Source organism: Devosia oryziradicis (genome assembly GCF_016698645.1).
GTDB lineage: Bacteria > Pseudomonadota > Alphaproteobacteria > Rhizobiales > Devosiaceae > Devosia > Devosia oryziradicis.
On record NZ_CP068047.1, the window covers coordinates 1,849,296 to 1,861,558 of the forward strand.

Annotated in this window: 9 protein-coding genes; 4 read left to right on the forward strand and 5 right to left on the reverse strand. The window is 63.8% G+C overall.

Annotated elements, in window-relative coordinates; translation table 11 throughout:
* Window positions 1-7: 7 nt before the first annotated feature.
* The 4 genes from JI749_RS09275 to JI749_RS09290 all read right to left on the reverse strand — a co-directional run bounded on the left by JI749_RS09275 (window position 8) and on the right by JI749_RS09290 (window position 5,759).
* Entirely contained in the window at window positions 8-3,001 is a 2,994-nt protein-coding gene (locus JI749_RS09275; protein ID WP_201652488.1) for a sarcosine oxidase subunit alpha, read from the reverse strand.
* Window positions 3,001-3,300 (reverse strand): sarcosine oxidase subunit delta, encoded by a 300-nt coding sequence (locus JI749_RS09280; RefSeq protein ID WP_201652491.1) that lies wholly within the window; start codon window positions 3,298-3,300, stop codon window positions 3,001-3,003. The genes JI749_RS09275 and JI749_RS09280 overlap by 1 nt, the downstream gene beginning before the upstream one ends.
* 12 nt (window positions 3,301-3,312) lie before the next feature.
* The gene (locus tag JI749_RS09285; protein WP_201652494.1) at window positions 3,313-4,566 is read right to left on the reverse strand and encodes a sarcosine oxidase subunit beta family protein; all 1,254 of its coding nucleotides are present in this window, start codon (window positions 4,564-4,566) and stop codon (window positions 3,313-3,315) included.
* 137 nt (window positions 4,567-4,703) lie between these two features.
* Entirely contained in the window at window positions 4,704-5,759 is a 1,056-nt protein-coding gene (locus JI749_RS09290; protein ID WP_201652497.1) for a GlxA family transcriptional regulator, read from the reverse strand.
* A 158-nt stretch (window positions 5,760-5,917) separates the two neighbouring features.
* On the opposite strand from JI749_RS09290, the gene JI749_RS09295 reads away from it, so the two are divergent.
* From JI749_RS09295 to JI749_RS09310, 4 genes are read left to right on the forward strand one after another with little or no spacing between them, the layout of a single operon-like run.
* Window positions 5,918-6,667, forward strand: coding sequence for an electron transfer flavoprotein subunit beta/FixA family protein (locus JI749_RS09295; protein ID WP_201652500.1), 750 nt, complete (start codon window positions 5,918-5,920; stop codon window positions 6,665-6,667).
* 18 nt (window positions 6,668-6,685) lie between these two features.
* Entirely contained in the window at window positions 6,686-7,615 is a 930-nt protein-coding gene (locus JI749_RS09300) for an electron transfer flavoprotein subunit alpha/FixB family protein (protein WP_201652503.1), read from the forward strand.
* Window positions 7,616-7,645: 30 nt separating this feature from the next.
* A complete protein-coding gene (gene purU / locus JI749_RS09305) occupies window positions 7,646-8,503 on the forward strand; it encodes a formyltetrahydrofolate deformylase (protein ID WP_201652506.1) in 858 nt (285 codons plus the stop codon).
* Between the two features lie 23 nt (window positions 8,504-8,526).
* Window positions 8,527-11,088, forward strand: a complete 2,562-nt coding sequence (locus tag JI749_RS09310; RefSeq protein ID WP_201652509.1) for a GcvT family protein — start codon at window positions 8,527-8,529, stop codon at window positions 11,086-11,088.
* A 253-nt stretch (window positions 11,089-11,341) separates the two neighbouring features.
* Here JI749_RS09310 and JI749_RS09315 read toward each other — a convergent pair whose 3' ends face one another.
* Window positions 11,342-12,250 carry a LysR family transcriptional regulator gene (locus JI749_RS09315; protein WP_201652511.1) on the reverse strand — a complete coding sequence of 303 codons (909 nt, stop codon included), beginning with the start codon at window positions 12,248-12,250 and terminating at the stop codon, window positions 11,342-11,344.
* Between the last annotated feature and the right edge of the window lie 13 nt (window positions 12,251-12,263).

The window sequence follows — 12,263 nt, forward strand, 5'->3', positions numbered from 1 at the left end:
GTGGTCCTTACGCGCTCAAACGCTTGTTTTCGGGGTCGAAGAACACCGTGCCCGTGATCTGGGCGCGCAGGGTTCCTGATGGCATAGGGATGTGGACGGTCTCGCCCATGCGGCTGTTGCCGCCTTCGATCACTGCCAAGGCGATCGACCGGTTCAGCGCCACGCTCCAGTACGACGAAGTGACGTGGCCGACCATTTTCATGGGGACCGGCTGGTTCGGATCGAGCACGATCTGCGCGCCTTCTTCCAGCAACGTCTTGGGGTTTTCTGTCAGCAAGCCGACAAGTTGCTTGCGATCTGCCTTGAGCATGTCGGGGCGGCTCAGCGAGCGCTTGCCGACGAAGTCGGGCTTGGCCTTGCCGATGGCCCAGCCGAGGCCGGCATCGTCAGGCGTCAGCGTGCCGTCGGTATCCTGGCCGACGATGATGTAGCCCTTTTCGGCGCGCAGCACGTGCATGGTCTCGGTGCCGTAAGGTGTAATGCCGTATTTCTGGCCCTCGGCGATCAGCCTTTCCCAGATGGCACGGCCGTAGCGGGAGGGGACATTGACCTCGTAGCCGCGCTCACCGGTAAAGCTCATGCGGAACAGGCGGGTTGGTACGCCCGCGATCTTGCCTTCGGCGATCGACATATGGGGGAAGGCTTCTTCCGAGAGGTCGATGCCTTCGATCAGCGGCGCCAGGAGGTTTCGGGCATTGGGGCCGTTGACGGCGATGACCGACCACTGCTCGGTGGTAGAGGTCAGCCAGACCTTGAGTTCGGGGAACTCGGTCTGGAGGTAGTCCTCCATCATGTTGAGCACGCGGGCAGCGCCGCCGGTGGTGGTAGTGACGTGGAAGCGGTCCGTTGTCAGGCGGCCGATGACACCGTCGTCACGTATGAAGCCGTCCTCGCCGAGCAGCACGCCATAGCGGGTGCGGCCGGGCTGCAGCTTGCTCCAGGGGTTGGTGTACATGCGATTGAGGAATTCGGCGGCGTCGGGGCCTACAATCTCGATCTTGCCCAGCGTCGAAGCGTCGAAAATGCCCAGCGAGTCACGCGTCGCCTTGCATTCGCGGGCCACCGCGGCATGCATGTCCTCGCCCGGCTTGGGGAAATACCAGGCACGGCGCCACAGCGCGACCGGCTCGAACACCGCGCCCTGTTCCTCGGCCCAGCTGTCGATGGAGGTCTTGCGCGTCACGTCGAACAGGCGGCCGCGGTTGTAGCCGGCAAAGGCGCCGAAGGTGGTTGGCGTGTAGGGCGGGCGGAACGTTGTCAGGCCAACCTGGGGCGCCGGCTTCTGCACGGCGTCGGCCGCGATGATCAGGCCGTTGATGTTGGACGTCTTGCCCTGGTCGGTCGCCATGCCGTTGGTGGTGTAGCGCTTGACGTGCTCGATGGAGCGGAAGCCTTCGCGCACGGCAAGGCGGATATCCTTGGCGGTGACGTCGTTCTGGAAATCGACGAAGGCCTTGGCGGTGGAGGTGTTCTTGTCGGTCGGCAGCTCGCGGCTCGACGTGCCGGTGAGAGCGAACTCGCCGGTGACGGCATAGGTCGGAGCAGTGCCGGTGAAGCCGGCATCGGCTGCTGCGGCGAGGCCAGCGGCCGTACCTTCGGCGAGCGCGGTGGCGAGGCCGAAGTCACCATTGCCCGCACCGGCGCAGCGGCTCTGCTCGACATGCTTGGACGGCAGGAAGACCTGGCCATCCTCGCGCCATTCGAGCTTGCCCTGGGTGTGGGAGAACAGGTGCAGGCTGGGGTTCCAGCCGCCGCTCATCAGCAGGGCGTCGCAGGCAAATTCACGTGCCTGGCCCGAGCTGCCATTGATTGGCTTGGCGCGAACCGAGGAGACGCGCAGGCGGCCCTTGGTGCCGGTCACGGTCCAGCCGGCCAGCACCTCGATGCCCAAGGCGGTTGCCGTGGCCTTGAGCTCGGTCGGCACGTCGCTGCGGATGTCGATGATGGCGCCGACCTTGACCCCGGCTCGGGCCAGGTCGAAGGCCGCCAGCCAGGCGCTGTCATGCGAGGTCACGACGACGGGATTGTTGCCGACCTTGACGCCGTAGCGGTTGAGATAGGTGCGGGCGGCGCTGGCCAGCATGACGCCGGGGCGATCATTGCCGTCGAACACCAGCGGCTTTTCGATCGAACCCTGGGCCAGCACGACCTGCTTGGCGCGGACCTTCCACATGCGTTCGCGCGGCGTGCCTTGCGGCGCCGAAGCGAGGTGGTCGGTGATGCGCTGGCAGAGGCCGACGAAGTTCTGGTGATAATAGCCAATCGCCGTGGTGCGGGGCAGGAGGGTGACATTGGCCATGCCGGCCAGTTCGTCGACGCTGGCCTTGAGCCATTCCCAGCCGGTCTTGCCGTCGATGCCGGCATCGGTTTCCGACAATAGCGAGCCGCCGAGTTCAGCCTGCTCGTCGGCCAGCATGACCTTGGCGCCAGTGCGACCGGCGGCGAGGGCAGCGGCAAGACCGGCTGGGCCGGCGCCCACAACCAGAACGTCGCAATGGAAGAAGCGGCTGGAATAGGTGTCCGGATCGGGTTCGACGGGCGACTTGCCCAGGCCCGCGGTGCTGCGGATGATCGGCTCGTAGACCTTGTTCCAGAAGCTCTTCGGCCACATGAAGGTCTTGTAGTAGAAGCCGGCCGAGAACAGCATGTAGAGCACGTCGTTGATGGCGCCGACGTCGCGCTCCAGCGATGGCCAGTGGTTCTGGCTGATGGTCTTGAGGCCCTGGGAAACCTCGATGACCGTGGCGCGGGTGTTCGGCTCGACGCGGGCAGGGCCGTGGTCGATGCCGAGCAGCGCGTTAGGCTCTTCCGAGCCGGCCGACAGGATGCCGCGCGGGCGGTGATACTTGAACGAGCGACCGACCAGGTGCTGGCCGCTGGCCAGCAGGGCTGAAGCGACGGTGTCGCCCTCGAGACCCATAATGGTTCTGCCGTTGAAGGTGAACTGCACCGACTTGTTGTGATTGACGCGGCCAGCGCCGGGGATGCGGAAGTTGCCCATCAGCGAGCCCCCTCGTTGCCGGTCAGGTCGGGGCGTGGCTGGCCCGCCTTGTAGGTGAAGACGAACTTGTCGGTGACGGTGTCGCGGACCGCATTGAAGAAGCGGCCGCAGCCGTGAATGTGGCGCCAGCGTTCGGCATGGATGCCGCGTGGGTTGGTGCGGATGAACAGGTGGTCACGCCATTGCTCGTCGGTGAAGGTCGAGGGGTCCTGCGGGCGGGCGATATGAGCCTGGCCGCCATAGGTGAATTCGACCTCGGGGCGCTCGGCGTCGCAATAGGGGCAGTGGATGAGCAGCATGGGTGTAGCCCCTCAGTGCGCGACGGCTGCGGCGGCAGCTTCGTCGATGAGCCGGCCGGTGGTGAACCGCTCCAGCGTGAATGGTGCGTTGATCGGATGCGGCTCGTCGCGCGCGATCGTGTGGGCGAAAACGTTGGCCGAGCCGGGCGTGGCCTTGAAGCCACCGGTGCCCCAACCGCAGTTGACGTAGAGTCCGGGAACCGGGGTCTTGCCGAGGATCGGCGAGCGATCCGGGGTCACGTCGACGATGCCGCCCCATTTGCGCAGCATGCGCATGCGGGTGAAGATCGGGAAGATTTCGCAGATGGCGGCAACCGTGTGCTCGATGAGCGGCAGGCCGCCGCGCTGGCTGTAGGACACGTATTGGTCGGTGCCCGAGCCGATGACCAGCTCGCCCTTGTCCGACTGCGAAATGTAGGCATGCACCGAGTTGGACATGACCACGCAGGGGAAGATCGGCTTGACCGGCTCGGATACCAGCGCCTGCAGCGGAAAGCTCTCGAGCGGCAGCCGCACGCCCGCCGACTCCATCACCACCGAAGTATGACCAGCGGCGGAGACGGCGACCTTCTTGGCCTTGATGAAGCCACGGGCGGTTTCGACGCCGATCGCCTTGCCCGAAGCGTCGCGCCGGATGGCCGTGACGGGGCAGTTCTGGATGATGTCGACGCCCCGGGCCGCCGCGCCGCGCGCATAGCCCCAGGCGACCGCGTCATGGCGAGCCACGCCGCCGCGGCGCTGCAGCGCGGCGCCCATGACGGGATAGCGGGCGGTGGTCGAGATATCGAGCGGCGGGCAGAATTCCTTGGCCTGCTCGGGCGTCAGCCACTCGTTGTCGATGCCATTGAGACGGTTGGAATGCACGTGGCGCTTGAAGCTCTGCACGTCGTGCACATTATGCGCCAGCATCATCACGCCGCGCTGCGAGAACATGACGTTGTAGTTGAGTTCCTGCGTCAGCCCTTCCCACAGCTTCATCGAATGCTCGTAGAGCATCGCGCTTTCGTCATAGAGGTAGTTGGAGCGGATGATGGTGGTGTTGCGACCGGTATTGCCGCCGCCCAGCCAACCCTTGTCGATGATGGCGACATTGGTGATGCCGTGTTCCTTGGCGAGGTAGTAGGCCGCGCCAAGCCCGTGGCCGCCAGCGCCGACGATGACGACGTCATACTCAGCCTTGGGCTGCGCGTCCGGCCATTGCGGCTGCCAGTTCTTGTGACCCGTCAGGGCATTGCCGAGCAGTGACGGGAACGAAAAGCGGGTCATCGCCTACCTCGAACGACTAGTGTTGAGGTATCATTGCGACATTGGAGGGCGCGGCACAGGATATTTGCGTCAAACGGATCGCACAAAAACGCCAAGGCGGCGGAAGTGCCTCCGTACCGACCCGACAAATGCGACAGTCAGGCGGCTTCCACCACGCGATCGGCAACCGGCGCGCGTTTGCGCAATTCGTGCGGCGTATGATTGAAGCGCTGCCGGAACATGCGGCTCAGATGCGACGAGTCACAAAAGCCGCATTCAACCGCGATTGCCGCGACGGATTTGTCCGTGGTTTCAATCAGATGATGGGCGAAGGTGAGACGGATCTGGAGGAATGCCGCCTGGGGGGACGCGCCCAGGGCGGTGCGGAAGTGCCGCTCCAGTTGGCGCTTGCTATGGCCCATGCGGCGCGCCAGTTCCGAAACCGATAGCGGATTGTCGATGTTCTGCTGCATCAGCAGCAGGGCGCGCATCACCATCGGATCGCGGGTGGAAATGTCCATCGATACGCCCGGCTGCGGCTTTTCCGGCCGCATGGCGTCGTCGATGATCATGATATGGAGGCTCTTGCTGGCCTGGGCGCGACCCACATGCTTTTCCACGAGATACGCGGCCAGATGCGCGGAGCTTGCGCCGCCCGAGCAGGTCAGCCGGTCGCCGTCGTCGATGAAGATCTGGTCCGAAACCGGGTCCAGTCCGTCGAACTGCTCGAGGAAATCGGCATGGTGGAACCAGCTGACGCAGCAGCGGTAGCCATCCATCAGGCCGGCCTTGTGCAGCAGGAAGCCGCCAGTGCAGACGCCGACCAACGGAACGCCGGCCGCCGCGGCCTTTTCCAGATAGGCGGTATATTCCGGGCCCAGGCCGGACATATCGTCCATCACGCCACCGATGACGACGATGTAGTCGAATTTGGTAGGATCGCCGAGGCGCTCATTGGGGTGGACGGTGATGCCGCTGCTGGATGGGACAGCGCTCATGGTGTCGGACAGCACGGTCCAGCCGCACATGATCGGGCGGCTGCGGTCACCTTCGTCCGCGGCCAGGCGAAGCACGTCGACGAAGTTGGCAAAAGCGCAAAGAGTGAAGCGCTTGGCGAGGATGAAACCCACCGAAAGCCTGGGTCCCTCGGCGCGCGGTCTATAGACCCGCGATGCCGCCGCGCTCGTCCGGTTGCCCCGTACCTTGGCGTCCATCGCATCCCCTCGCTGACGTTCTCCCCGGCCGATGTCGTATCGCTAATCCAAATTTGACGCAAACGTTCTGTGCAAGTGGCTGATTGTGTCGCAATGCTCCGTGCAAGATGCAGGGGCTGGCTCAATAGCCCGTCGGTCCGGTTTGGAATGGATTGAAGATGAAAGTTCTGGTGCCTGTAAAACGCGTGGTCGACTTCAACGTCAAAATCCGTGTTAAAGCCGACGGTTCAGGTGTCGACCTGGCCAACGTCAAGATGTCGATGAACCCCTTTGATGAGATCGCCGTCGAGGAGGCCATTAGGCTCAAGGAAGCCGGGAAGGTGACCGAGATCATAGTGGTGTCCATCGGGCCGGCACAGGCGCAGGACACCCTGCGCACCGCCCTGGCCATGGGCGCCGATCGCGGCATCCTGATCAACGTGGATGGCGTGGTCGAGCCGCTGACTGTCGCAAAACTTCTCAAGGGCGTGGTCGAGGCCGAAGCGCCGCGACTGGTGATCCTGGGCAAGCAGGCGATCGACGATGACGCCAACCAGACCGGGCAGATGCTTTCGGCATTGCTGGGCTGGTCGCAGGCCACGTTCGCCTCCAAGGTCGAGCTCGGCGACGACAAGGCGGTGGTGCTGCGCGAGGTCGACGGCGGCCTGCAGTCGATCGAGGTCAAGCTGCCGACCATCGTCACCGCCGACCTGCGGCTCAACGAGCCGCGCTTCGCCTCGCTACCCAACATCATGAAGGCCAAGAAGAAGCCGCTCGAGGAAAAGACTGCCGCCGACTACGGCGTGTCGGTCGAGCCGCGCCTCAAGTTACTCAGGACCGAAGAGCCGGGCACCCGCAAGGCCGGCATCAAGGTCGCCAGCGTCGCCGAACTGGTCGACAAGCTGCGCAACGAAGCCCGCGTCATCTGATCAAGCGAGGACACACAAATGGCAATTCTTCTTCTCGCCGAACATGACAACGCGACCCTGTCCGAGCTGACTGCGCGTGCCCTGACCGCCGCCGCCAAGATCGGGGGTGACATCGACATTTTAGTCGCCGGCAAGGGGGCGGAGGGCGCCGCTGCTGCGGCCGCCGGGCTTGCCGGGGTGCGCAAGGTGCTGCTGGCGGAAAGCGACGCCCTGGCCAACCAGCTGGCCGAGCCGCTGGCCGACCTCATCGTTTCCATCGCGGCAGGCTATGAGGTTTTCGTTGCCGCGGCGACCACGACGGGCAAGAACGTCTTTCCGCGTGTCGCCGCTTTGCTCGACGTGATGCAGGTTTCCGAGATCGTCGAGGTGGTCTCATCAGACACGTTCAAGCGCCCGATCTACGCCGGCAATGCCATCCAGACCGTGCAGTCCACCGACGCCAAGAAGGTCATCACCGTGCGCACCGCAGGCTTCGCGCCGGCGGGGGCCGGGGCGGGGGCGCCGATCGAGGCCGTTGCCGCCACCGCTGACCAGGGGCTATCGGTGTTCCTTGAAAACCGGATGGCCAAGAACGAGCGTCCGGAGCTTGGATCGGCGCGCGTGGTGATTTCGGGTGGGCGGGCCCTGGGGTCGCTGGAGAAATTCCGCGAAATCATCCTGCCGGTCGCCGACAAGCTCGGCGCCGCAGTGGGCGCATCGCGTGCCGCGGTGGACGCCGGCTACGCTCCAAACGACTGGCAGGTTGGCCAGACGGGCAAGATCGTCGCGCCCGACCTCTATATCGCCATCGGCATATCCGGCGCCATCCAGCACCTGGCGGGCATGAAGGAAGCCAAGGTCATCGTCGCGATCAACAAGGACGAGGACGCGCCGATCTTCCAGATCGCCGACTATGGCCTGGTGGGCGACCTGTTCGAATTGATCCCGGAACTGGAACGGCAGCTCTGAGGCGACCTCCAACGCAATCGAGACACCAAGATGACCGAGAACAAGTTCATCCTCAAGCTGAGCTGCCTCGACCAGCCCGGCATTGTCGCGGCGCTCACCACGGCGCTGGCTTCACGGGGCGCAAATATCCTTGAATCCAACCAGTTCTGCGACCGGCAGACCAACCAGCTCTTCATCCGCATCGCCTTTGCGGTACCGGAGACGACAAGCCGGGAGGTGCTCGAGCTGGCCCTCAAGCCGTCGGTCGACCGCTTCGACATGAAGCTCAAGATCGAGGATCTGTCGCGCCGGCCCAAGATCATCATCATGGTGTCCAAGTTCGACCATGGGCTCTTGCATCTGCTCTACCAGATCAAGGTCGGCTGGCTGAATGCGGAGGTCGCCGCGATCGTCTCAAACCATGAGGATTCGCGGCGGACGGCGGAGCAGGAAGGCATCCCGTTCTACTATTGGCCGGTGAACAAGGACAACAAGGCCGAGCGCGAAGAGCAGTTGATCGAACTGGTCAAGGAGACCGGCTCGGAACTCGTGGTGCTGGCCCGCTACATGCAGGTGCTGTCCAACGAGCTGTCCAACCGCCTCTATGGCATGGTCATCAACATCCACCACTCGTTCCTGCCCAGCTTCAAGGGCGCCAAGCCATACCACCAGGCGCATGAGCGTGGTGTGAAGCTGATCGGCGCAACCGGCCACTATGTGACCGCGGACCTCGACGAAGGGCCGATCATCGAGCAGGAAACCGAGCGCGTCAGCCACGCCATGACTTCGGAAGACTTCGTCGCCACCGGCCGCGATATCGAGTCCAGGGTGCTGGCACGCGCGGTCAAGTATCACCTTGAGGGCCGCGTGATGCTGAACCATCATCGCACGGTCGTCTTCACAAACTAGTCCGCCCAGGGAGTATCTAGAGAATGGCAGCGTTTCCCGAAAAGGCGCGGGTCGTCATCGTCGGATTGGGCGGTATCGTCGGCGCCTCGATCGCGCATCACCTGGTCGAACGCGGCTGGGACGACATCGTGGGCATCGACAAGTCGGGTATTCCCACCGATATCGGTTCCACCGCCCATGCCTCGGACTTCTGCTACACCACCAGCCATGATTTTCTGAGCTGCTGGACGACCCTCTATTCCATCGATTTCTTCGACAAGATGGGCCACTACGCCCGCGTGGGCGGCCTCGAAGTGGCGCGCGTCGGCGACGACGTGCGCATGGACGAGATCAAGCGCAAGGTTGCATCGGGCAAGGCCTTCGGCACCCGCGCGCGGCTGATCGACCCCGCCGAGATCAAGGCAAAGATGCCCGTGGTCGAGGAGAGCATGATCCAGGGCGGGTTGTGGGACCCCGATGCGGGCCTCGTCATTCCGCGCTCGCAGACGGTGGCCGGCAAGCTGGTCGACCAGGCCGTTACGGCCGGAAAGCTGCAGGCTTTCGCCAATACCTCGGCCAAGTCGCTGGTCATCGAGGACGGTCGCATCAAGGGCGTGGTCACCGATCGCGGGACCATCATGGCCGACCACGTGGTGGTCTGCGCCGGCCTCTGGGGTCGCCTGATTGCCGAGATGGCGGGCGAGGACCTGCCGGTCATGCCGGTCGATCACCCGCTGACCTTTTTCGGCCCGTACGACGGGTTCGCCAATACCGGCAAGGAAATCGGCTATCCCCTCCTGCGCGACCAGGGCAACTCGGCCTACCTGCGCGATACGGGCGATCCGACAACCGCCGAGGGCGGCCAGATCGAGTGGGGCTATTACGAGGAGCACAATCCCCGCCTCGTGCATCCGCGCGACCTGCTTGAAAAGGAACAGGCTCGCCTGTCGCCATCGCAGCGCGACCTCGATCTCGAACAGGTCATGGAGCCGCTCGAACGCGCCATGGAGCTGACCCCGATCCTGGGCGAGTTGGGCTATAACGAAGGCCATTCCTTCAATGGCCTGTTGCAGACCACCACCGATGGCGGCCCATCCATGGGTGAGAGCCAGAAGGTGCGTGGCCTCTGGTACGCCGTGGGCATCTGGGTCAAGGATGGCCCCGGCATGGGCAAGCTCATTGCGGACTGGATGACCGATGGCCGGACCTCGATCGACCACAACAAGATCGACTATGCCCGCTTCGCGCCGTTCCAGCTGACCGAGAAGTTCATCGAGGAACGCTGCACCGAAACGGCGATGAAGATCTACAATCCGCCGGTGCATCCACGCGAGCCGTTCTCGGGTGGCCGCAATATCCGCCGTTCGCCGTTTTACGAGCGCGAAAAGGAGTTGGGCGGCTACTTCATGGAGCTGGGCGGCTGGGAGCGCGCCCATGGCTACGCCGCCAACGAGCATTTGCTGGAGAAGTTCGGCGATCGGGTGCCGGTCCGTGCCAATGAATGGGACAATCGCCATTTCTGGCGCGTGTCCAATGCCGAGCATCTCGAAATGACCGAGAATTGCGGCATCATCAACCTGTCGCACTTCTACATCTGCGACATCGAGGGGCCAGACCATGTCGAGCTGATGGAGTGGCTCTGCGCGGCCAAGATTGGCGGCGATGCCAATATCGGCAAGGGCATCTACACCCACTTCCTCGATGAGCAGGGCATGGTGCGGGCCGACTTCACCGTCATCCGCATGGCCGACCGCATCCGCATGATCAACGGCGCCGATGCCGGTCCCCGCGATCTGCAATATATGCGCCGCGTCGCTCAGGATCGTGGCTTCAACGCCACCATTACCGACGTGACCGAAAAGAACATCACCATCGGCATCTGGGGCCCCAATGCACGGGAAAACCTCAGTAAGCTCGTGGAAGATCCCTCGGTGTTGCTGCCTGAGAACTTCCCCTTCGCCGCCATCAAGCCGCTGACCATTGCCGGCAAGTCCGTTACGGCCTTCCGCATCTCCTATGTCGGCGAGCAGGGCTGGGAACTGCACATGGCTTATGAAGACGGGCTGGCGGTCTGGGATGCCCTGCGTTCGACCGGCGTGATCGCCGTGGGCGTCGAGACCTATGCCAATACCCGCCGCATGGAAAAGAGCCTGCGCCTGCAGAATGCGGACCTGTTGACCGAGTACAACCTGCTCGAAGCCGACCTGGCCCGTCCGAAGGTCAAGGAAGCCGACTTCTGCGGCAAGGCCAAGCATGTCGAATACCGTGAGCGTGAGCACCAGCCCGCCATGCTGTGCACCTTGATCATGACCGACAATGTCGACAGCAAGGGCGTTGCCCGCTACCCCGTCGGCATCATGCCGGTGATGGACCCCGCGACCGGCGAGACGCTGGTCGATGAATTGGGACGCCGGTCCTACACCACCTCGGTGGCGTATGGCCCCACCATCGGCAAGAATATCGCGCTGGCCTATCTGCCCTGGAGCCATTGCCAGGTCGGCCGCCAGGTGACGCTGGAATATTTCGGCGAGACCTATCCGGCCGAGGTCGCCGGCGTGGGCTACAAGCCACTCTACGACCCGGAAAACCTCAAGCCACGAACCTGAGGCTGCCAAGCTGTTGCGAGGATCGAGGGCCTTTTGTGCCCTCGATTTGCTTCTGCGATGTCTTGGCGTGCGGCACGCCCTTCACCTCTCCCTTCGGGGGAGAGGTCGGCGCGCAGCGCCGGGTGAGGGGGCCTTCGTTTGGCACCGAGTTCCTAAAGGCCCCCTCACCCGACCCAAGAGGGTCGACCTCTCCCCCAAAGGGAGAGGTGAAGAGAGCTAAGCCCGTCGCCTTGATCAAAAGCAAGACGCTGAGCTAAGGCTGCTCGGCTGTCCGACGAAGGTTGTTCAGCTTGAGTGTCTCGCTGAGAAATGCGGCGACCAGCGGCGTGTGCGGATCGCGATGGGCTGCGACCACGCCCACGATGTGGTTCGCGACCGGCTCGACGATGGGTATGGTGCGGATGGTCCTGGATAGATCGAAAGCTCGGACGAGATGGCCGGGCATGATCGACGACCATTTGCCTGTCACGATGTGCGAAAACAGCACGATCATCGAATTGGATTCCAGCGTCGGCCGCACCGTCGCACCGGCCTCGGCCAGATGCTGGTCGATGATGCGCCGGTTCTGCATATCGGGCGTGAGCAGGCATAGCGGCAGGTTGGCGACCTCGGACCAGCTGACCTGCTCGGCATCGGCGAAAGGGCCGCCTTCCGATGTAACGAGGTGATATTGCTCCAGGTAGAGCGGCACCGAGATGACGCGGCCGAGGGGCTCATTGTCCAGGTAGGTAATGCCGATATCGGCGTCGAAATTGCCGACGAGCGACAGGATTTCCACCGAGGTCCGCGACAGGATGGAGAAGGTGACGCCGGGATGCTTCTCCCGAAACGGCGTCGTCAGCTCGGCGACCATTGCCAAGGCGGTGGGGATGACGGCGATGCGAATGCGTCCCGATAGTCCGCGCCGGGATGCCTTGACCTCCTCGCGCATGGCCACGGCATCGCCGACGATGCGCTGCGCCCAGCCGAGCACCAATTCGCCTTCTGGGGTCAGCCCGCCGAAGCGCGAGCCGCGCTTGACCAGCATGATGCCCAGCGAGGACTCCAGCTGCTTGATGGCAGATGACAGGGTGGGCTGGGTAATGCCGCAGGCCTCGGCCGCGCGACCAAAATGACGCTCCCGCGCGAGGGCGATGAAAAGTTCCAGTCGTTCGAGAAGCATGGCGACTTTTTCC